This window comes from Pseudomonas sp. NBRC 111138 (assembly GCF_001320835.1).
GTDB lineage: Bacteria > Pseudomonadota > Gammaproteobacteria > Pseudomonadales > Pseudomonadaceae > Aquipseudomonas > Aquipseudomonas paracarnis.
Genome location: NZ_BCBO01000085.1, coordinates 1 through 25,412, shown reverse-complemented (window position 1 = coordinate 25,412; position 25,412 = coordinate 1). Strand labels below are relative to the sequence as shown.

General features: G+C 60.9%; 27 protein-coding genes. All 27 read left to right on the top strand.

Annotation, left to right across the window (positions count from 1 at the left end; genetic code table 11):
• Positions 1-302 precede the first annotated feature (302 nt).
• Complete coding sequence (locus APH41_RS16580) at positions 303-1,727, top strand: flagellin (protein ID WP_054920185.1); 1,425 nt, start codon at positions 303-305, stop codon at positions 1,725-1,727.
• Between the two features lie 74 nt (positions 1,728-1,801).
• Positions 1,802-2,152 (top strand): flagellar protein FlaG, encoded by a 351-nt coding sequence (locus APH41_RS16575; protein ID WP_054920183.1) that lies wholly within the window; start codon positions 1,802-1,804, stop codon positions 2,150-2,152.
• 80 nt (positions 2,153-2,232) lie between these two features.
• Complete coding sequence (gene fliD, locus APH41_RS16570; RefSeq protein ID WP_054920181.1) at positions 2,233-3,624, top strand: flagellar filament capping protein FliD; 1,392 nt, start codon at positions 2,233-2,235, stop codon at positions 3,622-3,624.
• Between the two features lie 139 nt (positions 3,625-3,763).
• The gene (fliS, locus tag APH41_RS16565) at positions 3,764-4,168 is read left to right on the top strand and encodes a flagellar export chaperone FliS (protein WP_054898643.1); all 405 of its coding nucleotides are present in this window, start codon (positions 3,764-3,766) and stop codon (positions 4,166-4,168) included.
• Between the two features lie 25 nt (positions 4,169-4,193).
• On the top strand, positions 4,194-4,490 hold the full coding sequence (locus APH41_RS16560) for a flagellar protein FliT (protein ID WP_034126783.1): 297 nt from the start codon (positions 4,194-4,196) through the stop codon (positions 4,488-4,490).
• Between the two features lie 169 nt (positions 4,491-4,659).
• Positions 4,660-6,132 (top strand): sigma-54 dependent transcriptional regulator, encoded by a 1,473-nt coding sequence (locus APH41_RS16555; RefSeq protein WP_034126784.1) that lies wholly within the window; start codon positions 4,660-4,662, stop codon positions 6,130-6,132.
• Positions 6,133-6,242: 110 nt separating this feature from the next.
• On the top strand, positions 6,243-7,454 hold the full coding sequence (locus APH41_RS16550; RefSeq protein WP_054898642.1) for a PAS domain-containing sensor histidine kinase: 1,212 nt from the start codon (positions 6,243-6,245) through the stop codon (positions 7,452-7,454).
• 7 nt (positions 7,455-7,461) lie between these two features.
• A complete protein-coding gene (locus tag APH41_RS16545) occupies positions 7,462-8,838 on the top strand; it encodes a sigma-54 dependent transcriptional regulator (protein ID WP_032897832.1) in 1,377 nt (458 codons plus the stop codon).
• Positions 8,839-9,099: 261 nt separating this feature from the next.
• Complete coding sequence (gene fliE, locus APH41_RS16540) at positions 9,100-9,429, top strand: flagellar hook-basal body complex protein FliE (RefSeq protein ID WP_003192959.1); 330 nt, start codon at positions 9,100-9,102, stop codon at positions 9,427-9,429.
• A gap of 16 nt (positions 9,430-9,445) precedes the next feature.
• Positions 9,446-11,221, top strand: a complete 1,776-nt coding sequence (gene fliF, locus APH41_RS16535; RefSeq protein WP_014719351.1) for a flagellar basal-body MS-ring/collar protein FliF — start codon at positions 9,446-9,448, stop codon at positions 11,219-11,221.
• The gene (gene fliG / locus APH41_RS16530) at positions 11,214-12,230 is read left to right on the top strand and encodes a flagellar motor switch protein FliG (protein ID WP_003192957.1); all 1,017 of its coding nucleotides are present in this window, start codon (positions 11,214-11,216) and stop codon (positions 12,228-12,230) included. Before fliF ends, fliG begins: the two co-directional genes overlap by 8 nt.
• A gap of 10 nt (positions 12,231-12,240) precedes the next feature.
• A complete protein-coding gene (gene fliH, locus APH41_RS16525) occupies positions 12,241-13,005 on the top strand; it encodes a flagellar assembly protein FliH (RefSeq protein WP_054920178.1) in 765 nt (254 codons plus the stop codon).
• A complete protein-coding gene (gene fliI, locus APH41_RS16520) occupies positions 12,995-14,353 on the top strand; it encodes a flagellar protein export ATPase FliI (protein WP_034126786.1) in 1,359 nt (452 codons plus the stop codon). The genes fliH and fliI overlap by 11 nt, the downstream gene beginning before the upstream one ends.
• A 3-nt stretch (positions 14,354-14,356) precedes the next feature.
• Positions 14,357-14,806 carry a flagellar export protein FliJ gene (fliJ, locus tag APH41_RS16515; protein WP_003192954.1) on the top strand — a complete coding sequence of 150 codons (450 nt, stop codon included), beginning with the start codon at positions 14,357-14,359 and terminating at the stop codon, positions 14,804-14,806.
• A 183-nt stretch (positions 14,807-14,989) separates the two neighbouring features.
• On the top strand, positions 14,990-15,295 hold the full coding sequence (locus APH41_RS16510) for an STAS domain-containing protein (RefSeq protein ID WP_034126788.1): 306 nt from the start codon (positions 14,990-14,992) through the stop codon (positions 15,293-15,295).
• Complete coding sequence (locus APH41_RS16505; RefSeq protein ID WP_054920176.1) at positions 15,292-17,010, top strand: fused response regulator/phosphatase; 1,719 nt, start codon at positions 15,292-15,294, stop codon at positions 17,008-17,010. The genes APH41_RS16510 and APH41_RS16505 overlap by 4 nt, the downstream gene beginning before the upstream one ends.
• 30 nt (positions 17,011-17,040) lie before the next feature.
• Positions 17,041-17,388, top strand: a complete 348-nt coding sequence (locus tag APH41_RS16500) for an Hpt domain-containing protein (RefSeq protein WP_014719347.1) — start codon at positions 17,041-17,043, stop codon at positions 17,386-17,388.
• Between the two features lie 84 nt (positions 17,389-17,472).
• Entirely contained in the window at positions 17,473-18,774 is a 1,302-nt protein-coding gene (locus tag APH41_RS16495) for a flagellar hook-length control protein FliK (RefSeq protein ID WP_054920174.1), read from the top strand.
• Between the two features lie 253 nt (positions 18,775-19,027).
• A complete protein-coding gene (gene fliL / locus APH41_RS16490) occupies positions 19,028-19,528 on the top strand; it encodes a flagellar basal body-associated protein FliL (protein WP_019818373.1) in 501 nt (166 codons plus the stop codon).
• Between the two features lie 9 nt (positions 19,529-19,537).
• Positions 19,538-20,506, top strand: a complete 969-nt coding sequence (gene fliM / locus APH41_RS16485) for a flagellar motor switch protein FliM (protein WP_014719344.1) — start codon at positions 19,538-19,540, stop codon at positions 20,504-20,506.
• A 43-nt stretch (positions 20,507-20,549) separates the two neighbouring features.
• Positions 20,550-21,017, top strand: coding sequence for a flagellar motor switch protein FliN (fliN, locus tag APH41_RS16480; protein ID WP_003192941.1), 468 nt, complete (start codon positions 20,550-20,552; stop codon positions 21,015-21,017).
• A gap of 1 nt (position 21,018) precedes the next feature.
• A complete protein-coding gene (fliO, locus tag APH41_RS16475; protein WP_034126791.1) occupies positions 21,019-21,453 on the top strand; it encodes a flagellar biosynthetic protein FliO in 435 nt (144 codons plus the stop codon).
• Positions 21,453-22,196, top strand: coding sequence for a flagellar type III secretion system pore protein FliP (gene fliP, locus APH41_RS16470; RefSeq protein ID WP_003192937.1), 744 nt, complete (start codon positions 21,453-21,455; stop codon positions 22,194-22,196). Before fliO ends, fliP begins: the two co-directional genes overlap by 1 nt.
• Positions 22,197-22,200: 4 nt before the next feature.
• On the top strand, positions 22,201-22,470 hold the full coding sequence (gene fliQ, locus APH41_RS16465) for a flagellar biosynthesis protein FliQ (RefSeq protein WP_003192936.1): 270 nt from the start codon (positions 22,201-22,203) through the stop codon (positions 22,468-22,470).
• 4 nt (positions 22,471-22,474) lie between these two features.
• Positions 22,475-23,260, top strand: coding sequence for a flagellar biosynthetic protein FliR (gene fliR / locus APH41_RS16460; RefSeq protein ID WP_034126792.1), 786 nt, complete (start codon positions 22,475-22,477; stop codon positions 23,258-23,260).
• Between the two features lie 3 nt (positions 23,261-23,263).
• Complete coding sequence (gene flhB, locus APH41_RS16455; RefSeq protein ID WP_054920172.1) at positions 23,264-24,400, top strand: flagellar biosynthesis protein FlhB; 1,137 nt, start codon at positions 23,264-23,266, stop codon at positions 24,398-24,400.
• A gap of 782 nt (positions 24,401-25,182) precedes the next feature.
• Complete coding sequence (locus tag APH41_RS16445) at positions 25,183-25,386, top strand: cold-shock protein (protein WP_054920168.1); 204 nt, start codon at positions 25,183-25,185, stop codon at positions 25,384-25,386.
• The last annotated feature ends 26 nt before the right edge of the window (positions 25,387-25,412 follow it).

Below are 25,412 nucleotides of genomic sequence, written 5' to 3'. Positions count from 1 at the left end.
TGAGGGCGCCGCGTGCATTCTGAATGCCCGCGTCATCGTTAACGTTCTTCGCGAGCAAGCTCGCTCCTACCTGGGGGGGCGTCTTGAAGGCGGAGTTTTGGCGCCAGTAACCCGTGATTACTGGCGTTTCACGCCTCTATAAGCCGTTGAAATACAAGGGCTGGCACAGGGCTAGTAAAAAAAATCAAAAAAACCCTCAAGCAACCGGCTACCACGACGATAACTATTACGTAGGTTCTCAGGCCACACCCGGCGGTTGCCAGGGCCGGAAGCCGCAGTATCCATCCAACGAGGATTTCGTCATGGCTTTAACAGTAAACACCAACATTGCTTCCATCACGACTCAGGGCAACCTGAACAAAGCTGGCGGCGCCCTGGCCACTTCCATGCAGCGCCTGTCTTCCGGCCTGCGTATCAACAGCGCTAAAGACGACGCTGCCGGCCTGCAGATCGCTAACCGCCTGACCAGCCAAATCAACGGCCTGGGCCAAGCTGTAAAAAACGTGAACGACGGCATCTCCATCGCTCAGACCGCTGAAGGCGCGATGCAGGCTTCGACCGACATCCTGCAAAAAATGCGTACCCTGGCCCTGTCCTCGGCTACCGGCTCCCTGAGCGCCGACGACCGTAAGTCGAACAACGACGAATACCAGGCCCTGACTTCGGAACTGACCCGTATCTCGCAAACCACTACTTTCGGTGGCCAGAAGCTGCTGGACGGTTCGTACGGTACCAAGGCTATCCAGGTTGGCGCCAACGCCAACGAAACTATCAACCTGAGCCTGGAAAACGTTGCGGCTAACAACATTGGTTCGCAGCAGATCAAAACCAAGGCCATCGCGCCTAGCGCAACTGGCCTGGCTGGCGGCGACATCACTGTTACCGGCAACGGCCAAAGCAAAACCGTCACTTACGGTGCAGGCGCATCGGCTAAAGACATCGCTGCGGGCCTGAACGGTTCGATCGGTGGCCTGACCGCTACCGCCAGCACTGAAGTCAAGCTGGAAGTAGGCGCTGCAACTCCGTCGAACTTCAAGCTGGCTGTAGGTAGCGGTACTGCTGTCGATTTCGTCGGTGTAACCGACCTGGCCGGCCTTGCTGACCAACTGAAGTCCAACGCTGCCAAACTGGGCATCAGCGTTAACTACGACGAAGCCAACAAAACCCTGTCGGTTAAGTCGGATTCCGGCGAAAACCTGTCGTTCTCGGGTGCTGATACCAACGCCCAGGCGAACATCAAGGTTGGCGCAAAAGACGGTGCTGGCGCATTCGCCACCCCAGCCGCTCTGGGTGCTGCTGCAATCGTTGTGACCGGTCAGGTTTCTCTTGATTCGGCTAAGGGCTACTCCCTGAGCGACGCTGCTACTGGTGTTTCGGACTTGTTCGCGGGTGCAACCGTTTCGTCGACTAAAACCACCATCGCTAACACCGACGTGACCGACGCTACCAACGCCCAAAACGCCCTGGCAGTAATCGACAAAGCCATCGGCACCATCGACGGCGTTCGTTCGGGCCTGGGTGCTACCCAGAACCGTCTGACTACTACTGCAGACAACCTGCAGAACATTCAGAAGAACTCCACCGCTGCACGTTCCACCGTTCAGGACGTCGACTTCGCTTCCGAAACCGCCGAACTGACCAAGCAACAAACCCTGCAGTCGGCTTCCACCGCGATCCTGTCGCAGGCTAACCAGCTGCCATCCGCTGTACTGAAGCTGCTTCAGTAATCAGCGCGCTTGGTAACTAACGGAAGGGCGCGTTTACGTGCCCTTCCGTTTTTTCGGTTTAGAGGAGATTGGACATGGACATGAGTGTAAAGCTGAACCAGTCTTATCCGCCGGTTGCCCCCCAAGGCGCGCCTCCCAAGGTGACCGCCGATCAAAGCAGCAGCAAGGCCCAGGAAGTGGCGGCAACCGGCAAAGAGCCTGAGCGCGCGGAACTGGAAAAAGCAGTAACCGACATTCGCGAATTCGTCCAGGCTGCCCAGCGCAGCCTGGATTTTTCCATTGACGATTCGACCCACCGGGTCGTGGTCAAGGTCATTGCCACCGACAGTGGTGAAGTGATCCGTCAGATTCCGTCGGAAACGGCGTTGAAGCTGGCACAAAACCTTTCCAGCGCAAGCAACGTGTTGTTTGACGACAAGGTGTGAGCTGGCATGAAATTTGTTGCTGTCAGGTCTTGAGGCGCAATAAGTCAAGATAACGGCAGCCACCGAACAGGAGATAGATGATGGCGGGTTCAACGGTAAGTGGTATCGGTTCGAACATCGATACGCAAGCGATCGTGAAGTCCTTGGTGGACGCCGAAAAGGTGCCCAAGCAGACGCAGATCAATACCGCGTCCCAGAAGGCGACCACCACGCTGTCTTCGATCGGCAAGATTCAAGCTGCGTTGGATGCATTCCGTGGTGCCTTGGACACCATGTCCAAAGACAGCAGTTTCACTGGGCTGACGGGCTCGTCGTCGGATGAGAAGACGGCGACCATGACCGCCAGTAATACGGCTTCCAACGGTAGTTTTCGGCTGATCGTCGACCAGTTGGCCCAGGCTTCCAAGTTGTCCACCAAGAACTTTTCCGGCGGCACTTCCGCCGTGGTGAACGCTACGGATAAGCCGACCACCTTGACCATCTCTCAATCGGGCAAGGATTACAGCGTCAATGTTCCAGCTGGCGCGACCTTGCAGCAGGTGCGGGATTCGATCAATACCCAGTTTGGTACTTCCGGGCTCAGTGCCAACATCCAGACCGACTCCAATGGTTCCCGATTGATCCTGACCTCTACCACCATGGGGACCGGTTCCGACCTTACGCTTTCTGGCACCTCCGGCTTGGATGTGGGTTCAACGGTCGTCGATGTGCCCAAGGATGCGCTGTACAGCATTGATGGTGTTGCGTCTGTGTCCAAGACCAACAGTATTGAGGGAGCGCTCAGTGGTGTGAACATCAAGTTGGTGGCGCCTTCGACTTACAAGACGGGCACCTCTGGCGATAAAAACGCTACGCTGATCACCGTCAGTACCAACAACACGGCGCTCAAGTCCGGAGTCAAAGGCTTCATTGATACCTACAACGCCTTGATCACCGCAATGAACGCCGAAACCAAGGTCACCAAGAATCTTGACGGCAGCACGACGGCTGCGGCATTGACAGGTGACTCGACCATGCGTTCGCTGCAGGCGGCGATCCGGAATGAGTTCAACACGCTTTCGGGGACCGGCACTTTCAAGTCGTTGGCTCAATTCGGCGTGAGCACAAGCTCTACTACCGGCTTGCTGACAATCGATGACAAAAAGTGGGACGCTGCCGTCAAGACTAATGCAGCCGATATCAACAGTATGTTCAGCGGCAAAGACGGCATGTTGGCGCGCATGAAAAGTGCAACGGATGACTTTGCCAAGGCCTCTACCGGGGTTCTGGCTACGCGTTCTACGTCGTTGACCGATAGCCTCAAGGACATCGCAAAGCAGCAGGAAACCCTGAACGAGCGCATGGAACTGCTGACCAACAGCCTCTCCGCCAAATACAACGCCATGGACACCCTGGTTGCCCAACTGCGCCAGCAAAGCACCAGCGTCATGACCACGCTCAATGCCTTGAACAACCCTAAAACCAATAACTGATCGCCACTCACGCAAAAGGCCAGGCAACCTGCCTGGCCTTTTCGTACCGAAAGACGACCGGTGTTAAAGCTTTTTGCGGCCCAGTCGACATATTGGTTACTAGAATCCTTTTCGCTGTCGCCTGTCACGAGGTAGAAACATGAACCCCATGCGAGCCCTTCGCCAATACCAGAAGGTCAATTCCCACGCACAGATCTCCGAAGCCAGCCCGCATCGCCTGGTGCAGATGCTGATGGAAGGCGGCCTGGATCGCATGTCCCAGGCCAAGGGCGCCCTGGCGCGTGGTGACATCGCACAGAAGGGTTTGATGCTCGGCAAGGCCATCGACATCGTTATCGGGCTGCGCGATGGCCTGGATGCTGAAAAGAGTGATAACCCGGCTTATGTTCAGCAGTTGGAAAGCCTTTATGTGTACATGACCAACCGGTTGATGGAGGCTAACCAACAAAACGACGCCGAGATCATCGACGAAGTCGCTCGCTTGATGATTACCGTAAAAGAAGGCTGGGATGCTATCGGCGCGCCACAAGGCGCAGCAGAATAAGGCCACGGGCCTTGAGGAACTCGTCATGAGCCACGCACTGCAACGCATTGATGAAACCCGTGAAGCCCTGGTCGACGCGCTGGCTGCGCGCAACTGGGATGCCATCAGCGAGCTCGACCTGGGCTGCCGCAGTGTGATCGATCAGGTGCTGAGCGAAGCGCCGGTGGATGAGGATGCGCTGCGTGGAAAGCTGGAAAGCCTGTTGGCGGTTTACCAGCAGTTGCTTGAGGTGACGACCGGCGAGCGCCAGGCGATTTTCGAAGAGATGTCGCAGATCAACCAAGCGAAAAATGCGTCAAAGGTTTACCATCTGTTCGGTTGAAAGGGCGCAGTTAATCCGAACGGCGCGTCATATATTTGACTATGCCATCATTTTTGACTTAACTAGTGCTGTTTTCAGATTTCAGACGTCTAGAAGGTAAGAAATCTTACAGACGTCTTGATTGCCCTCATTCCGGGGCAGGAAGTTTTACTAGGGAAGTTGCTATTGCATGTGGCGTGAAACCAAAATTCTGCTGATCGATGACGATAGCGTCCGCCGCCGCGATTTAGCGGTGATTTTAAATTTTCTCGGTGAAGAAAATTTGCCCTGCGGCAGCCACGATTGGCAGCAGGCGGTCAGCTCGTTGTCGTCGAGCCGTGAAGTCATTTGTGTATTGATCGGGACGGTAAACGCTCCTGGCGCAGTTCTGGGCCTGTTAAAGACACTGTCTACCTGGGATGAGTTCCTTCCGGTGTTGCTAATGGGCGATATTTCTTCCGTGGACCTGCCGGAAGACCAGCGCCGCCGCGTGCTATCCAACCTGGAAATGCCGCCCAGCTACAGCAAATTGCTCGATTCCCTGCACCGTGCCCAGGTCTATCGCGAGATGTACGACCAGGCCCGCGAGCGCGGCCGTCACCGTGAACCCAACCTGTTCCGCAGCCTGGTCGGCACCAGCCGCGCCATCCAGCACGTGCGCCAGATGATGCAGCAAGTGGCCGATACCGACGCCAGCGTGCTGATCCTCGGCGAGTCGGGCACCGGCAAGGAAGTGGTCGCGCGCAACCTGCACTATCACTCCAAGCGTCGCGACGGGCCCTTTGTGCCGGTCAACTGCGGGGCGATCCCGGCAGAGCTGCTGGAAAGCGAATTGTTCGGCCACGAGAAGGGCGCCTTTACCGGGGCGATCACCAGCCGTGCCGGGCGCTTTGAGCTGGCCAATGGCGGCACACTGTTCCTCGACGAAATCGGCGACATGCCGTTGCCGATGCAGGTCAAGCTGCTGCGCGTATTGCAGGAACGCACCTTCGAGCGCGTGGGCAGCAACAAGACCCAGAGCGTGGACGTGCGCATCATTGCCGCCACCCACAAGAACCTCGAAAGCATGATCGAGGTCGGCAGCTTCCGCGAAGACCTGTACTACCGCCTCAACGTATTCCCTATCGAGATGGCCCCGCTGCGCGAGCGCGTGGAAGACATCCCGTTGCTGATGAACGAACTGATCTCGCGCATGGAGCACGAGAAGCGCGGCTCCATTCGTTTCAACTCCGCGGCAATCATGTCCCTGTGCCGCCACGGCTGGCCGGGCAACGTCCGCGAGCTGGCCAACCTGGTGGAGCGCATGGCGATCATGCATCCGTACGGGGTGATCGGCGTGGTCGAGTTGCCGAAGAAATTCCGCTACGTCGACGACGAGGACGAGCAGATGGACAGCCTGCGCAGCGACATGGAAGAGCGCGTGGCAATCAACGGCCATACTCCAGACTTCGGCGCTAGCGCGATGTTGCCGCCCGAAGGCCTGGATCTCAAGGACTACCTCGGCAACCTGGAGCAAGGCCTGATCCAACAGGCGCTGGATGATGCCAACGGCATCGTCGCCCGGGCCGCCGAGCGCCTGCGTATCCGTCGCACCACCCTGGTGGAGAAGATGCGCAAGTACGGTATGAGCCGCAAAGAAGGTGATGAACAGGCGGATGATTGACGCCTGTTTTTCAACTACCTGATTTATAGGTGGTTTTTTTTCGGCACGGGTATTGCTACAGCCCTCGCAACGTTCCGTTTAACTGACGGTCAGCCAAGCGAGAGAGCATCATGCCCCACGCCGCCCAACTATCTTCGGCCCCTGCCATCCAGGGGCTGGTTTCGCCTGTAGAACCGCCGACCCGCCAGGGCCTGGAGCACGCGCTCTCGCAGTTCAACCAGATGTCGAACCAGCTGACCGACTCCTACAGCCTGCTTGAGGCCCGGGTTTCCGAGCTTAAAGGCGAACTGGCGGTGGTTAGCGCCCAGCGAATGCAGGAGCTGGCCGAGAAAGAACGCCTGGCCAACCGTCTGCAAAACCTGCTGGACCTGTTGCCCGGTGGCGTGATCGTCATCGACGACCAAGGCCGCGTTCGCGAAGCCAACCCGGCGGCCTGCGACCTGCTTGGCTTGCCGCTGGAAGGCGAGCTGTGGCGTGAAGTCATCACCCGCTGTTTCGCCCCCCGTGAAGACGACGGCCACGAAGTCTCCCTCAAGGACGGGCGCCGGCTGTCCATTGCGACCCGTTCCCTGGACGCCGAGCCGGGCCAGCTTGTGCTACTCAATGACCTGACAGAAACCCGGCACCTGCAAGATCAGTTGGCTCGCCATGAGCGGCTGTCGTCCCTGGGGCGGATGGTCGCTTCCTTGGCGCATCAGATTCGTACGCCGTTGTCGGCGGCATTGATCTACGCCAGCCATTTGACTGACGAGCAATTACCAGCGGCCACCCACCAACGCTTTGCCGGGCGCCTCAAGGAGCGCCTGCATGAGTTGGAACACCAAGTACGTGACATGCTGGTATTTGCCCGCGGCGAACTGCCGCTGACCGATCGCGTTACCCCTGCCGGTTTGATGCAGTCGCTGCAAGCGGCAGCGGCGACCCATGTGCAGGAGGCCAACCTGCGCTGGCAGTGCGACAGCCACCAGGGCGAATTGCTGTGCAACCGCGACACCCTGGTGGGCGCGCTGCTCAACCTGATCGAAAACGCTACCCAGGCCAGTGGCCCCGGGGCGCGCCTGAAAGTGCACCTGTATAGCCGCGGACAAACCCTGCGCCTGTGCGTCAGCGACAGCGGCAGCGGTATCGCCCCGCAGGTGCTGCAGCGCCTGGGCGAGCCGTTTTTTACCACCAAGACCAACGGCACTGGCCTGGGCCTGACCGTGGTCAAGGCAGTGGCCCGTGCCCATCAGGGACAATTGCAGCTGCGTTCGCGCCTGGGGCGTGGCACCTGTGCATTGATGACCTTGCCGCTGTTTTCCAGCGCGGCAAGCGCGGAGTAAGAGGATGATGGCTATCAAGGTTTTATTGGTGGAAGACGATCGCGCCCTGCGTGAAGCATTGGCTGACACGCTGCTGTTGGCGGGCCATGACTACCGTGCGGTCGGCTCTGCCGAGGAAGCCTTGGAGGCGGTCGAGCAGGAAACCTTCAGCCTGGTGGTCAGCGACGTCAACATGCCCGGCATGGACGGCCACCAGTTGCTCGGCCTGCTGCGGGTGCGCCAGCCGCAACTGCCGGTGCTGCTGATGACCGCCCATGGCGCGGTGGAGCGGGCGGTGGATGCCATGCGTCAGGGCGCGGCGGATTACCTGGTCAAGCCGTTCGAACCCAAGGCGTTGATCGAACTGGTCGCCCGGCATGCCCTGGGCGTGATGCCCGCAGCCGACGGCGATGGCCCGATTGCCTTTGAGCCGGCCAGCGCGCAATTGCTGGAACTGGCAGCGCGGGTGGCGCGCAGTGATTCCACTGTGCTGATTTCCGGCGAGTCCGGCACCGGTAAAGAAGTGCTGGCGCGTTATATCCACCAGCAATCGGGCCGTGCCAAACAACCGTTCATTGCGATCAATTGCGCGGCGATCCCCGACAACATGCTGGAAGCCACCTTGTTTGGCCATGAAAAGGGCTCGTTCACCGGCGCCATCGCGGCCCAGGCCGGCAAGTTCGAGCAAGCCGACGGCGGCACCATTCTGCTCGACGAAATCTCGGAAATGCCCCTGGGCCTGCAAGCCAAGTTGCTGCGGGTATTGCAGGAGCGTGAAGTGGAGCGCGTGGGCGCACGCAAGCCGATCCAGCTGGATATCCGCGTGGTCGCCACCACCAACCGCGACTTGGCGGGTGAAGTGGCGGCGGGGCGCTTCCGTGAAGACCTGTTCTACCGGTTGTCGGTGTTCCCGCTGGCCTGGCGCCCATTGCGTGAGCGCCCGGCGGATATCATTCCCCTGGCCGAGCGCCTGCTGAACAACCACGTCAAAAAAATGAAGCATGCCCAGGCGCGTTTGTCGCCCGAGGCCCAGGCGTGCCTGGTCAGTTACCCATGGCCGGGCAACGTGCGCGAGCTGGACAACGCGATCCAGCGTGCGCTGATTTTGCAGCAGGGCGGTTTGATCCAGCCCCAGGATTTCTGCCTGGCCATGGGCAATGGCGCTGCGCCGTTGCCGAGCCTGGCCCCGGCTCCAGTGGTCGCCGAGGCGGAATCAGCCGGTGCCCTGGGCGATGACCTGCGCCGCCGTGAATTCCAGATGATCATCGACACCCTGCGCGCCGAGCGTGGCCGCCGCAAAGAAGCGGCCGAACGCCTGGGCATCAGCCCGCGTACCTTGCGCTACAAGCTGGCGCAGATGCGCGACGCCGGTATGGATGTGGAAGCCTATCTGTTCGCCACCTGACTTCGCGCCCATACCGTTTTTTTGTAGGAGCGAGCTTGCTCGCGAAAAACGTCAACGATAACGCGTGCTTCCTGAATGCTCGCGGCGTCCATGAGTTCTTCGCGAGCAAGCTCGCTCCTACCAAAAACGTGCGGTAACAAGTTCGACAAGCTTTGTCGCCTTTTCTTACGAGTTGCTCCAGAGCTGGCACCCTTGTTGCTACCACCCCTAGTAACCGCTGCGTAGTGTCAAAAAATTGCGGGTCGTCGGAGAGAGAAGGTCATGAGCCAGGGTATTGAGTTCAATCGGTTGATGTTGGATATGCGCGCCATGCAAATGGATGCCATGGCTCAACCGAAATCCGTCGCGCCAGCGCCGGAATTGGGCCAAAGCAATTTTGCCGACATGCTCGGTCAGGCAATCAATAAAGTCAGCGATACCCAGCAGGCGTCCAGCCAGTTGGCGACGGCCTTCGAGATCGGTAAAAGCGGCGTGGACCTCACCGATGTGATGGTCGCCTCGCAAAAGGCCAGTGTGTCCTTCCAGGCCTTGACCCAAGTGCGTAACAAGCTGGTTCAGGCGTATCAAGACATCATGCAGATGCCGGTTTAAGGACGAGATTTAAGTCATGGCTGAAGCAGTCTCCGACAACCTCCCCGCCAAGGCCGACGGCAAACCGCCGTTGTTTGGCCTGTCGTTCCTGGAAAACCTCTCGGAAATGACCATGCTGCGTCAGGTGGGCCTGATGGTGGGCCTGGCCGCCAGCGTGGCGATTGGTTTTGCCGTGGTGCTGTGGTCGCAGCAACCCGATTACCGCCCCCTGTACGGCAGCCTGTCGGGCATGGATTCCAAGCAGATCATGGAAACCCTCGCCGCCGCCGACATCGCCTACACCGTGGAGCCCAACTCCGGCGCCTTGCTGGTCAAGGCTGATGACGTAGCCCGCGCGCGGATGAAACTGGCCGCCGCTGGCGTGGCGCCGTCCGACAGCAACATTGGTTTTGAAATCCTCGACAAGGACCAGGGTCTGGGCACCAGCCAGTTCATGGAAGCCACCCGCTATCGTCGTGGCCTGGAAGGCGAACTGGCGCGCACCATTTCCAGCCTCAATAACGTCAAGGCCGCCCGTGTGCACCTGGCGATTCCGAAAAGCTCGGTGTTCGTGCGTGACGAACGCAAGCCCAGCGCCTCGGTCTTGGTCGAGCTGTTTGCTGGCCGCTCCCTGGAGCCTGGCCAGGTACTGGCGATCGTCAACCTGGTGGCAACCAGTGTTCCCGAATTGAGCAAGTCGCAAATCACCGTGGTGGACCAGAAGGGCAACCTGCTGTCCGACATGGCCGAAAACTCCGCGCTGACCCAGGCCGGCAAGCAGTTCGACTACAGCCGCCGCATGGAAAGCATGCTCACCCAGCGCGTGCATAACATCCTGCAACCGGTACTGGGCAACGACCGCTACAAGGCTGAAGTGTCGGCCGACGTGGACTTCAGCGCCGTCGAGTCCACCTCCGAACAGTTCAACCCGGACCAGCCGGCCCTGCGCAGCGAGCAGTCCACCAGCGAACAACGCACCGCCAGCAATGGCCCCCAAGGTGTGCCAGGCGCCCTGAGCAACCAGCCACCCGCGCCGGCCTCGGCACCGCAAACCACTGGTGGCGCCGCCGCCACGGCTGGCGCGATCCAGCCTGGCCAGCCGCTGTTGGACGCCAACGGCCAGCAGATCATGGACCCGGCCACCGGCCAGCCGATGCTTGCGCCATACCCTGCGGACAAGCGTAACCAGTCCACCAAGAACTTCGAACTCGACCGTTCCATCAGCCACACCAAGCAGCAGCAGGGCAAGATCAATCGCCTGTCGGTGTCGGTGGTGGTCGATGACCAGGTCAAGGTCAACCCTGCGGACGGCGCGGTGACCCGTGCGCCTTGGACGGCTGACGAACTGGCGCGCTTCACTCGTCTGGTGCAGGACGCTGTTGGCTTCGACGCCAGCCGTGGCGACAGCGTCAGCGTGATCAACATGCCGTTCTCCGCCGAGCGCGGTGAAGTGATCGCTGACCCTGCGTTCTACACCCAGCCGTGGTTCTGGGACATCGTCAAACAAGTGCTGGGCGTGTTGTTCATCCTGGTGCTGGTGTTTGGTGTACTGCGCCCGGTGCTCAACAACATCACCGGTGGCGGCAAGAAGCAACTGGCACTGGCCGGTGGCGACGTCGAGTTGGGTGGCATGGGCGGCCTGGACGGCGAACTGGCCAACGACCGCGTCAGCCTTGGCGGCCCGCAAAGCATCCTGTTGCCAAGCCCGAGCGAAGGCTATGACGCTCAGTTGAACGCAATCAAGAGTCTGGTGGCAGAAGACCCGGGCCGTGTGGCTCAGGTCGTGAAAGAGTGGATTAACGCTGATGAATGATCGAGCCGCTGTGGCCAAGCTGTCCCGGGTCGACAAAGCCGCCGTGCTGCTGCTGTCCCTGGGTGAAACCGACGCTGCCCAAGTGCTGCGCCACATGGGCCCTAAAGAGGTCCAGCGAGTGGGCGTGGCCATGGCGCAGATGCGCAATGTGCACCGCGAGCAAGTCGAGCAGGTGATGAGCGAGTTCGTCGAGATCGTCGGCGACCAGACCAGCCTGGGCGTCGGATCCGACAGCTACATTCGCAAGATGCTCACCTCGGCCCTGGGCGAAGACAAGGCCAACGGCCTGATCGACCGCATCCTGCTGGGTGGCAACACCAGCGGCCTGGATAGCCTCAAGTGGATGGAGCCGCGGGCAGTGGCCGACGTGATCCGCTACGAGCACCCGCAGATCCAGGCGATCGTGGTGGCCTACCTGGACCCGGACCAGGCCGGCGAAGTGCTTGGCCACTTCGACCATAAAGTGCGCCTGGACATCATCCTGCGTGTGTCGTCGCTGAACACTGTGCAACCGGCGGCGCTCAAAGAACTCAACACCATTCTGGAGAAGCAGTTCTCCGGCAATTCCAACGCCTCGCGCACCACCCTGGGTGGCATCAAGCGCGCAGCCGACATCATGAACTTCCTCGACAGCTCGGTCGAAGGCCAGTTGATGGACTCGATCCGCGAGATCGACGACACCCTGTCCGGCCAGATCGAAGACCTGATGTTCGTGTTCAACAACCTGGCCGATGTCGACGACCGTGGCATCCAGGCGCTGCTGCGCGAAGTGTCCTCGGACGTGCTGGTGCTGGCGCTCAAGGGCTCGGACGAAAACGTCAAAGAAAAGATCTTCAAGAACATGTCCAAGCGCGCCTCGGAGCTGTTGCGCGACGACCTGGAAGCCAAGGGCCCGGTGCGCGTCAGCGACGTGGAAACCGCCCAGAAAGAAATCCTCACCATTGCCCGCCGTATGGCCGAAGCCGGAGAAATCGTTCTCGGCGGGAAGGGCGGCGAAGAAATGATCTAAGGCGCCTTGCATGTCGACTAAAGATGAGGCGCCCAGCGATCTGATTCGCGCGCGGGATGTCGGCGGCTTCGACATCTGGTCGCTGCCCAGTTTCGACCCCCATGTGCCGGAGCCCGAGCCTGAACCGGTTGAAGAACCTCCGGCAGAGATGGAAGAAGTGCCACTGGATGAAGTCCAGCCACTGACCCTCGAAGAGTTGGAAACCATTCGCCAGGAGGCCTACAACGAAGGCTTCGCGGCGGGGGAAAAAGACGGCTTTCGCAGCACCACCCTCAAGGTTCGCCAGGAGGCCGAAGCGGCGCTGGCCACCAAGTTGGGTAGCCTGGAGCGCCTGATGGGCAACCTGTTCGACCCTATCGCCGAACAGGACTCGCAGCTGGAAAAATCCATGGTTGGCCTGGTGCAGCACATCGCGCGCCAAGTGATCCAGCGCGAACTGGTGCTCGATTCCAGCCAGATCGAAGGCGTGATGCGCGAAGCCCTCAAGCTGCTGCCCCTGGGCGTCGGCAATGTGCGGCTGTACATCAACCCGCAAGATTTCGAACAGGTCAAAGCCCTGCGCGAGCGTCATGAAGAAACCTGGCGCATCGTCGAAGACGCTTCGTTGCAGCCCGGTGGTTGCCGTGTCGAAACCGAGCACAGCCGCATTGACGCGACGGTGGAAACCCGTATCAGCCAGATCATGGCCAAGTTATTTGATCAACTGCATGAACAGGCCCTGCATCCCGCCGAGCCTGACCTGAGCGTTGACCTGGACGCCACCGATGCGCCTTGATCGCACCAGCTTCGCCAAGCGCCTGGGCAGCTACGCCGAGGCCACTGAGTTGCCGGGCCAGCCGGTCCTCGAAGGGCGCCTGTTGCGTATGGTCGGCCTGACTCTCGAAGCCGAGGGCCTGCGCGCCGCAATGGGCAGCCGCTGCCTGGTGATAAACGACAACAGCTACCACCCGGTGCAAGTCGAAGCCGAGGTGATGGGCTTTTCGGGCAGCAAGATTTTCCTGATGCCGGTCGGCAGCCTCACCGGCATTGCCCCCGGCGCCCGCGTGGTACCGCTGGCCGACACCGGCCGACTGCCCATGGGCATGAGCATGCTGGGCCGCGTACTCGACGGTGCCGGCCGTGCGCTGGACGGCAAGGGCGGCATGAAGGCCGAAGACTGGGTGCCGATGGACGGCCCCACCATCAACCCGCTCAAGCGCAACCCTATCAGCGTGCCGCTGGACGTGGGCATTCGCAGCATCAACGGTTTATTGACGGTCGGTCGCGGCCAGCGTCTGGGCCTGTTCGCCGGTACCGGCGTGGGTAAGTCGGTATTGCTGGGCATGATGACGCGCTTTACCGAGGCCGACATCATCGTGGTGGGGCTGATCGGCGAGCGGGGCCGCGAAGTGAAGGAGTTCATCGAGCACAGCCTCGGTGAAGAAGGGCTCAAGCGTTCCGTTGTCGTCGCTTCTCCGGCAGACGATGCACCGCTGATGCGCCTGCGTGCGGCGATGTACTGCACGCGCATTGCCGAATATTTTCGCGACAAGGGCAAGAACGTCCTGTTGCTGATGGACTCCCTCACGCGTTTCGCCCAGGCCCAGCGCGAGATCGCTTTGGCCATCGGTGAGCCGCCCGCGACCAAGGGTTACCCCCCGTCGGTATTTGCCAAGCTGCCCAAGCTGGTAGAGCGTGCCGGTAATGCCGAAGCCGGCGGTGGCTCGATCACCGCGTTCTACACCGTGTTGTCTGAAGGCGACGACCAACAGGACCCGATTGCCGACTCGGCCCGGGGCGTGCTCGACGGCCACATCGTGCTGTCGCGGCGCCTGGCGGAAGAGGGGCATTACCCAGCCATCGATATCGAAGCGTCCATCAGCCGGGTGATGCCGGCGGTGGTCACGCCGGAGCATATGGCCCGTGCCCAGCAGTTCAAGCAGCTGTGGTCGCGCTACCAGCAAAGCCGTGACCTGATCAGCGTCGGCGCCTATGTGGCCGGTGGCGACCGCGACACCGACCTGGCCATCGCCTTGCAGCCGCAACTGGTGACCTACCTGCGCCAGGGTCTCAACGACAAGATCACCATGGGCGAGAGCCAGTCGCACTTGCAGTCCATCTTCGCCCCGGCGCCGGGCGGCTAAGCCATGGCCAACAGCCGCGCCGCACGCCTGGCCCCGGTGGTGGACATGGCCGAAAAGGCCGAGAAAGCCGCCGTACAGCGCCTGGGTTACTTCCAGGGCCAGGTGCGGTTGGCCCAAAGCAAGCTGGGCGACCTGGAGCGTTTTCGTGGCGAGTACCAACAACAGTGGATCGAGCGCGGCAGCCAGGGTGTTTCCGGCCAGTGGTTGATGGGGTACCAGGGCTTTCTCAATCAGCTTGAAACCGCCGTCGGCCAGCAACGCCAGAGCCTGGCCTGGCACGAGGCCAACCTCGACAAAGCCCGCGAGGCCTGGCAACAGGCGTTTGCCCGGGTCGAGGGGCTGCGCAAGCTGGTGCAGCGCTACATCGACGAAGCGCGAGCCATCGAAGACAAGCGCGAGCAAAAACTGCTCGATGAATTGTCCCAGCGCCTTCCCCGCCCAGAACAGTTCTAACCGGCACCACAAATCCAGTGTGGGAGCTGGCTTGCCTGCGATGGCGGTGGTTCAGTTAAAGATTCAGTGGCTGACACGCCGCCACCGCAGGCAAGCCAGCTCCCACAGTTGATTGACTGTGTTGCTCAGATGCTCTTCAACTGCTACACCTTGTGTCTAGTGCAATGACAAGGAAGCAGTCACATGTCAGTCGAGTCAGAAGTATCCCTGGACGGGAAGAAGTTGACGATCGCAATCAAGGGCCGGTTCGATTTCGGCAGCCACCAGGCGTTTCGGGAAGCCTACGAGCGTTTCTACAAGGTCCCCGAGACCTATATCGTCGACCTCAAGGATGCCACCTATATGGACAGTTCAGCCCTCGGCATGCTGCTGTTGCTACGGGATCACGCCGGCGGTGATGACGCCGAAGTCAGAGTGATCAACAGCAGCAACGACGTGCGCAAGATCCTCGCCATCTCCAACTTCGACAAACTGTTCGATATCAATTGAGCGCCCTGGCCCCTGTCCTGGAGGCGCTGACCATCCTGATCGCCGAAGACAGCGCCGCCGACCGCCTGTTGCTGGCGAGCATCATCCGCCGCCAGGGCCATCAGGCGCTGACTGTCAGCAATGGCGCCGAAGCGATTGAGGTGTTTGCCCGCGAGCGTCCGCAACTGGTGTTGATGGACGCACTGATGCCGGTCATGGATGGCTTTGAAGCCGCGCGGCAGATCAAGCAACTGGCGGGGGAGGCGCTGGTGCCGATCATCTTCCTCACGTCGCTGCGCGAAAGCGAAGCCCTGGCCCAGTGCCTGGACGCCGGCGGCGATGACTTTCTGCCCAAGCCCTATAACCCCTTGATCCTGGCGGCCAAGATCAACGCCATGGACCGCCTGCGCCGCCTGCAAGCCACGGTTTTGCAACAGCGTGACCTGATCGCCAGGCATCACGAACACCTGATGCATGAGCAGCGGGCGGCCAAGGCGGTGTTCGACAAGGTCGCCCATTCCGGTTGCATCAACGCCGCGCCGAATATCCGCTACCTGCAATCGCCTTATGCGTTGTTCAACGGTGACCTGTTGCTGGCGGCCTACACACCGTCCGGCGATATGCACGTGCTGCTAGGGGATTTCACTGGCCATGGCTTGCCGGCCGCTATCGGTGCCATGCCCCTGGCCGAGGTGTTCTACGGCATGACCGCCAAGGGCTACGGCCTCACGCAGACCCTGCGGGAAATGAACGCCAAGCTCAAGCGCATCCTGCCGGTAGACATGTTCTGCTGTGCCACCTTGCTGTGCCTGAGCGCCCAGCGGCGTGCGGTGGAGGTGTGGAACGGCGGCATGCCCGAAGGCTACGTGCATGAAGTCGCCACGGGCAGGCGCACGCCATTGATGTCGCGGCACCTGCCGTTGGGGGTGTTGTCGGCAGAGGCGTTCGATGACAGCACCGAGGTCTGGCCCATGGCGTTGGGCGACCGGGTATTCCTGCTCTCCGACGGCGTGCTGGACACCGCTGACGCCAACGATCAACTGTTCGGTGCCGAGCGCTTGCAGCAGGTGTTCGCCGCCAACCGTGAGCCCGACCGCCTGTTCGAGGACATCGAGCAGGCCCTGGCGGCCTTTCGCGGCCAGGCGCGCGATGACGTCAGCATGGTCGAGATCACGTTGCAGGCGGGCCAACCCTTGCGGGCGGCAGAACCGATGTATGCCGACAGCGGCCAGTCGTGCCCGCTGGATTGGTCGGTGAGTTTCGAATTCCGCGCCCAGACGCTCAGGACCTACAACCCGCTGCCGTACCTGCTGCAACTGCTGTTGGAGATCCACGGCCTGCGCGAGCAGAGCGGGGCGCTTTACAGTGTGATGGCCGAGTTGTATTCCAACGCGCTGGAGCATGGCGTGCTGGGCCTGGACTCACGCCTCAAGCGCGATGCCCAAGGGTTTGCGCAGTATTATCGCCAGCGCCATGAGCGCCTGGCGCAGTTGGACAGCGGCTATGTGCGCGTGCATATGCAGGTGGTGCCCACCGACAAGGGCGGCAAACTGACCTTGCGCCTCGAAGACAGCGGGCAGGGTTTTGATGTGGAGCAAGAGCTGGCGCGCCCCGTGGACATCGACCGTCTGTCTGGTCGGGGACTGAGCCTAGTGCGTCAACTGAGCAGCGCTGTAGGCTGGTCCGATGGCGGGCGCACTGTCTACGTGGAGTTTTGTTGGGCGGCTCTGGCATAATCCGCCGATTCTTGATCAAGGAGCGAGCAAGTGGCTGAGATTCATATGGACCCCGAGGTGTTGTCGGGTTTGCAGGAAGTCATGGAAAGCGAATACCCCACGCTGCTGGACACCTTTCTGCATGATTCTGAAGAGCGCGTGCAAGCGCTGCGCAAGGCGCGGGACGACGCCAAGACGTTGGGGCGCATCGCACACAGCTTCAAGGGCAGCAGTGGCAACTTGGGGGCGCTGCGGTTGGCAACGTTGTGTGAGCGGTTGGAGACCGAGTCCTTCAAGTCTGCTTCCGACTTGGGGGCGTTGGTGGATCAGATTGATCGTGAGTTTGCGCTGGTTCGGCCTCTTTATGAGCATGAACGGGAGCGGTTTTCTGGGGTTTGATATTTTATCGGCCTGACTTGGCCCGACTCTTGCTCTACCTCCACAGACTGCATCCCCGACCCCATGCAGTGGAGACCCTAACTTATGCCAGTCGCCCCCAATTCGCTTCTTCAGGCTGCCGCTGCGGCCAAGCCTCAAGCGCCGGCCGCCACGCCTGCGTTAGCGCCTGCGGCTCCGCGGGACAAGGGCGCTGGCTTCGCTCAAGTGTTTGCCAAACAAGCTGCCAAGCCGCAGGCCAAGAGCGACGACGCGCCAGCCAAACCGGTGCGCGACAAGGCTTCTGATCCCAGCGCCAAACCGGCCGCCGGCGACGATAAACCTGCCGCCAGCGCGCCAGCGGTTGCCGATAGCGGCAATCCCTTGCCTGCCAAGCCGGCCAAAAGCGACGACAGCGCTGACACTGAGGGTGAGCAACCTGCCGACCCGTCCCTGGCGTTGCAACCGGTTGCCGACCCGGCGCTGGTTGCCACCGTGACGCCTGTGGCGGTCCCCGTACCGGTACAAGCGCCTGCCGTCACGGCCGCAGATGACAACGCCCAGCCGCTCATCGCGGTAACCGAGGAGCCCAAGCAGCCAACCTTCGACCCTGAGGCCGACCCGCTGGATTCGATGCCGGCCGTGCGCCTGGCGATGGAGCAGGGCGGTCATGTCTCGGCCAGCAGCCAGGCGCCGCAGAAAGCCGCGCCCACCACCCAGGACCAGCCGACCGCCGCGCAGAGCTTTGCCGCCGGCCTGGCCAACATGGTCGACCAGCAAGCCACCAAGGACAGCACCGATCAGGGAGGCGACAAGGCCTTCGGCGCGCTGATCGATGACGGCCTCAAGGACCTCAAGAACGCCAGCAGCGACACCCGTGTGGATGACTTCGCCAACCGCCTGGCGGCGCTGACCCAGGCGGCCACGCCGAAAACCGCGAATGCCTTGCCGCCCGTCCCCAATGCGCCCCTGGCCATGCACCAGAGCGGCTGGACCGAGGAGGTGGTCAACCGCGTGATGTATCTGTCCAGCGCCAACCTCAAGTCGGCTGAGATCCAGTTGCAGCCCGCTGAGCTGGGGCGCCTGGACATCAAGGTCAACATGACGGCGGACCAGCAGGCCCAGGTCAACTTCATGAGCGGCCATGCGGTGGTGCGTGAAGCGCTGGAAAGCCAGTCTGGCCGTTTGCGCGAGATGTTTGCCCAGCAGGGCATGGGGCAGGTGGATGTGAATGTCTCCGACCAGTCGCGGGGCCAGGACCAGCAACAGCAGAGCCAGGCGCGAGGCGTCAGTAGCAGCGGCAGGCGCGCTGACAGCGGCGACGCCGGTGGCCCTGTGGATGTGGCCGAAGTGGCAGCGCCCGTGAGCCAGAGCGTGATCGGCTCCAGCGCCGTCGACTACTACGCCTGACTTCCTGCTCAAACCCGGTCAGTGGCTGATCGTTCCCACGCTCTGCGTGGGAATGCCGCCCCGGACGCTCCGCGTCCCGAAGTCGGCGATGTTTTCGACCATTGCACACGGTGACGCGAAGCGTCACAAGATGCATTCCCACGCAGAGCGTGGGAACGATCATCTTCCTGCGCCTGCCAGACAACTCTGGCATAACACTTGCTCTTGCCTTGCCATAGATCTACGAATCCCCGAATAGTGACGGATTATTGGCATGGCGAAGAGCGACGACGCAGCAACTCCCCCCGCAGGCAAAGGCAAGCTCAAGCTGATCCTGTTGATTGTGCTGGGCCTGCTCCTGGCGATCGGTGCCTCGGTGGGCGGCACCTGGTACATCATGCACAGCAGTGCGAGTAAACCGGCGCCCACCGCCGAAACTGCCACGAACGTCAAGCAACCGGCAATCTTCGAGCAGATGCTTCCGGCCTTTGTCGCCAACTACAACCAGAATGGTCGTCAACGCTACCTGCAGGTGAGCATCACCTTGCTGGCGCGCAACCAGGCGGACCTCGATGCCCTCAAGGTGCATATGCCGGTGATCCGCAACAACCTGGTGATGCTGTTCTCCGGGCAGAGCTTCGACAGCCTGGCCACGCCAGTCGGCCAGGAAATGCTGCGCCAGAAGGTCACTGCCAGCGTGCAGGAAGTGGCCCAGAAAGAACTCGGCAAAGTCGTGGTCGAGCAGGCGCTCTTCACTAACTTCGTATTGCAGTAGGATCACGACATGGCCGTGCAAGACCTGCTGTCCCAGGATGAAATCGACGCGCTGTTGCATGGCGTGGACGATGGTCTGGTACAGACCGAAATGGCTGCCGAACCCGGCAGCGTCAAAAGTTATGACCTGACCAGCCAGGATCGCATCGTGCGGGGACGCATGCCGACCCTGGAGATGATCAACGAACGCTTTGCCCGCTACACCCGCATCAGCATGTTCAACATGCTGCGCCGCTCGGCGGACGTGGCCGTGGGCGGCGTGCAGGTGATGAAGTTCGGTGAGTACGTGCACTCGCTGTACGTGCCCACCAGCCTCAACCTGGTCAAGATCAAGCCGTTGCGTGGTACCGCGCTGTTCATCCTCGACGCCAAGCTGGTGTTCAAGCTGGTGGACAACTTCTTCGGTGGCGACGGCCGTCACGCCAAGATCGAAGGGCGTGAATTCACCCCCACCGAACTGCGGGTGGTACGCATGGTGCTGGAGCAGGCCTTCATCGACTTGAAGGAAGCCTGGCAGGCGATCATGGAGGTCAATTTCGAGTACATCAACTCGGAAGTGAACCCGGCCATGGCCAACATCGTCGGCCCCAGCGAGGCCATTGTGGTGTCGACCTTCCACATCGAACTCGATGGCGGTGGCGGCGACCTGCACGTGACCATGCCTTACTCGATGATCGAACCGGTGCGCGAAATGCTCGACGCCGGCTTCCAGTCCGACCTCGACGATCAGGACGAACGCTGGGTCAAGGCCCTGCGCGAAGACCTGCTGGACGTCGACGTGCCGCTGAGCGCCACCGTGGCCCGCCGCCAGTTGCGCCTGCGCGATATTTTGCACATGGCGCCTGGGGACATCATCCCCGTCGACTTGCCGGAAGAGCTCATCATGCGCGCCAACGGCGTGCCGTCGTTCAAGGTCAAGCTCGGTTCCCACAAGGGCAACCTGGCGCTGCAAGTGGTTGAGCCGATCAACCGCCGCTGATTCAACCCCAATTCATGATTGTTTGCTGCGCCGAGGACATGTAATGGCTACCGAACACGAAAACACTTCCGCCGAAGACCAGGCCCTGGCTGACGAGTGGGCTGCGGCCCTGGAAGAAACCGGCGATGTTGGCCAGGACGACATCGACGCGCTGCTGGCCGCCGACGCCGCCACCGCGCCGGCCGGCAACCGCCTGGCCATGGAAGAATTCGGCAGCGTGCCGAAGAACAACGACCCGGTGAGCCTCGATGGCCCGAACCTGGATGTGATCCTCGACATCCCGGTGTCGATTTCCATGGAAGTGGGCAGCACCGAAATCAACATCCGCAACCTCTTGCAGCTCAACCAGGGCTCGGTGATCGAACTGGACCGCCTGGCCGGCGAGCCATTGGACGTGCTGGTCAACGGCACCCTGATTGCCCATGGCGAGGTGGTGGTGGTCAACGAGAAGTTCGGCATCCGCCTGACCGACGTGATCAGCCCGAGCGAACGCATCAAGAAGTTGCGCTGAGATGAAGTACTCGATGGCGGGACTGTTGCTGGCGCTGCCATTGAGCGCCTTGGCGGCTGAGCCGGTGGCGCAGGTGGCTGCGGCGCCAGCGGTCGGCAGCGTCGGCGGGCAGTTGACGCAACTGGTGCTGGGCCTGTTGCTGGTGATCGGCCTGATCTTCCTGCTGGCCTGGTTGATGCGCCGCGTGCAGCGCATCGGCCCGGGCAACGGCCAGGTGATAGAGCTGGTGGGCTCGCGCGCCCTCGGCCCGCGTGATCGGCTGGTGCTGGTGCAGGTGGGCGAAGAGCAGATCCTGCTCGGCATCACCCCCGGCCGCATCACCCCGCTGCATGTACTCAAGACCCCGGTGGACGCGGTCAAGACCGAAGCCGCCACGCCAGAATTCGCCCAGCGCCTGATGGAGTTGCTGGGCAAGGATCAGAAGGATAAGAAGTAATGCGCGTTTTGTTGACGCTCATGCTGTTGCTGGCCGCGCCGATGGCCCTGGGCGCCGACCCGTTGTCGATCCCGGCGATCACCCTGGGCACCAACGCGGCGGGCGCCCAGGAATATTCGGTCAGCCTGCAGATCCTGCTGATCATGACGGCGCTGAGTTTCATCCCAGCGTTCGTCATGCTGATGACCAGCTTTACGCGGATCATCATCGTCTTCTCGATCCTGCGCCAGGCCCTGGGCCTGCAGCAGACGCCGTCGAACCAGATCCTCACCGGCATGGCACTGTTTTTGACGCTGTTCATCATGGCGCCGGTGTTCGACAAGGTGAACCAGCAAGCCCTGCAACCTTATCTGGCGGAAAAGCTCACAGCCCAGGATGCCATCGACAAGGCCCAGGGCCCGATCAAGGACTTCATGCTGTCGCAAACCCGCTCCAGCGACCTTGAGCTGTTCATGCGCCTGTCCAAGCGCACCGACATCGCCACCCCGGACCAGGCGCCGCTGACCATCCTGGTACCCGCGTTCGTCACCTCCGAATTGAAGACCGCGTTCCAGATCGGTTTCATGATCTTCATCCCGTTCCTGATCATCGACTTGGTGGTAGCGAGCGTGTTGATGGCCATGGGTATGATGATGCTGTCGCCGCTGATCATCTCGTTGCCGTTCAAGATCATGCTGTTTGTGCTGGTGGACGGTTGGGCGCTGATTATTGGCACCTTGGCCGGCAGTTTCGGAGGGGTATAGCGCTATGACGCCAGAAGTCGCCGTCGACCTGTTCCGCGAAGCGCTGTGGCTGACTACCCTGATGGTCGCCGTGCTGGTGGTGCCGAGCCTGTTGGTCGGCCTGCTGGTGGCGATGTTCCAGGCGGCCACCCAGATCAACGAACAAACCCTGAGCTTCCTGCCGCGCCTGCTGGTGATGCTGGTGACCCTGATTGTCGCCGGCCCGTGGTTGGTGCAAACCTTCATGGAATACATCCTGCAGTTGTACGGCAGTATTCCGCAGTTGATCGGCTGAGCCGATGCAATCCTTGCTGGCCTTGACCGACACCCAGATCAGTACCTGGGTAGCCTCGTTCATCCTGCCGCTGTTTCGCGTCACGGCGATGCTGATGGCCATGCCGGTGTTCGGCACCACCCTGGTACCGCGTCGTGTGCGCCTGTATTTCGCGGTGGCGATCACCGTGGTAATCGTGCCTGGCCTACCGCCGATGCCGCCGGTGAACGCTCTCGACCTGAGCGCCTTGCTGCTGATTGCCGAACAGATTCTGATCGGTGCCATGCTGGGGTTTTCCCTCATGCTGTTCTTCCAGGCTTTTGTGATCGCCGGGCAAATCATCTCGATCCAGATGGGCATGGGCTTCGCGTCCATGGTCGACCCCACCAACGGCGTGTCGGCGGCGGTGATAGGGCAGTTCCTGACCATGCTGGTGACCTTGCTGTTTCTGGCCATGAACGGTCATCTGGTGGCGTTCGAAGTCTTGACCGAAAGCTTCACCACCTTGCCGGTGGGCTCGGGGTTGGTGGTCAACCATTTCTGGGAGCTGGTGGGGCGCCTCGGCTGGGTACTGGGGGCTTCGCTGTTGCTGGTGCTGCCGGCGATCACTGCGCTGCTGGTGGTCAATATCGCCTTCGGCGTGATGACCCGTGCGGCGCCGCAACTGAATATCTTCTCGATTGGTTTCCCGCTGACCCTGGTGTTGGGTATGGGGATTTTCTGGGTCGGCCTGGCTGACATTCTCAATCAGTATCAACCGCTGGCCACCGATGCCTTGCAGTTCTTACGTGACCTGGCACGGGCGCGCTGAGCCATGGCCGAGAGCGAGAGTGGTCAGGACAAAACAGAAGACCCCACGGAGAAACGTAAAAAGGACTCCAGGGAAAAGGGCGAGATCGCGCGCTCCAAAGAGCTCAACACCTTCGCCACCATGATCGCCGGTGCAGGCGCCTTGCTGATCTACGGCGGTGGCCTGGCGCTGGACCTGCTGGAGATGATGAAGCACAACTTCAGCTTGCCGCGCGAAGTGTTGCTCAACCCCGATGCCATGGGCCAGTACCTGCTGCACTCGGGCAAAATCGCGCTGCTGGCGGTGCAGCCGATCCTGATCACCTTGTTGCTGGCCGCGCTGATCGGTCCAGTGGCCCTCGGCGGTTGGCTGTTTGCCGCGGGCAGCATGGCGCCCAAGTTCAGCCGCATGAACCCGGGTGCGGGGCTCAAACGCATGTTTTCCGCCAAGGCCCTGGTGGAATTGCTCAAGGCCCTGGCCAAGTTTTTCCTGATTCTGTTCGTGGCGCTGGCGGTGTTGTCGTCCGACATCGACGATTTGCTGCGCATCGCCCATGAGCCGCTGGAATCAGCGATCATCCACAGCGTGCAGGTGGTGGGCTGGAGTGCGCTGTGGATGGCGGCCGGGCTGATCCTTATCGCCGCCGTGGATGCGCCGATCCAGTTGTGGGAAAGCCACAAGAAACTGCTGATGACCAAGCAGGAAGTGCGCGACGAACACAAGGACCAGGAAGGCCGCCCCGAGGTCAAGCAACGCATCCGCCAACTGCAGCGGGAAATGTCCCAGCGCAAGATGATGGCCTCGGTGCCCGACGCCGACGTGGTCATCACCAACCCGACTCACTACGCCGTGGCCCTCAAGTACGACCCGGAGAAGGGCGGCGCACCGATGCTGCTGGCCAAGGGCAGTGACTTCACCGCGTTGAAAATCCGCGAAATTGCGGTGGCCAACGACATTCTGTTATTGGAGTCGCCAGCATTGGCGCGCTCGATCTTCTACTCCACCGATCTGGACCAGGAAATCCCCGCCGGCTTGTACCTGGCCGTTGCACAGGTACTGGCCTACGTTTACCAAATCCGTCAATACCGCGCCGGCAAGGGCAAGCGGCCTGATCCGCTCAAGGATTTGCCGATCCCGCCGGACCTGCGTCGCGATTCTTGAACGCTGCTGCTCACTGTAGGAGCGAGCTTGCTCGCGAAAAACTCACCGTCGTCGCGTTCATCCTGGCTCCCCGCGTTATCGTTACCCATCTCCGCGAGCAAGCTCGCTCCTACAGTGGTGTGCCGTTTACCTGTCAACTTTGACAGTAGCCATTACGGCGCCTTCACTGTTTGATACAGCGATGAGACGTGCAGCTCTGCACGACTCGGGAGGCGGTGATGGATAGGGGTACGGTCAGGTGGTTTGATGCGGTCAAAGGCATCGGCTTTATTGCCCGGGATCGCGATGGCAACGAGGTTGCCGTCCAGTCGACAGGCGCTCAACACGGTAACGTTCCTCCCACCCCTCCCAAACCGCGAAAACCCCGCAAGCGCAAGAAACCCTCGGATGCATGAATCTTCTGCTGTTCCGCCGCTACCACCCATCGGTAGCTCACGTCTACCTGTCAACTCTGACAGTAGCCAAAGGATGCTTCCCGTTGTTTTATGACTGAACCAAGCACTGCGCGTATGTAGTAAACGAGATGCAGGGAGAGCGGGATTGAAGGTGGCTACAGGGACTGTCAAATCCTATGACCGGGTCAGGGGCGATTGGCTGATCGAATTGGATGATGAGGCAGAAGAGGTATTTATCAATCGCAAGGATTGGCGTTGCACAGCGCTGTCGGTGGGTAAGCAACTGAGGTTTCAAATGGTCCATCGGCCCAAGGGCATCTATGCGTTGCCCGTCAGGGGGCATCACCGGGGTTGGTTGGGGTCTGAGTGAGGGTAAGGAGAGCAAAAATGGCAACGGGTACTGTGAAATGGTTTAACGCGGAGAAGGGGTTTGGCTTTATTGCCCCGGAGGATGGGGGGGATGACGTTTTCGTCCATTACTCGGCAATCCAGTCGCAGGGGCAAAAAAACCTGGATGAAAACCAAAAAGTAGAATTTGACATCACGCAAGGGCCAAAAGGCCCTCAGGCTGAGAATGTGCGGCCAGTTTAAAAACTGGATCACATGTGGGAGCTGGC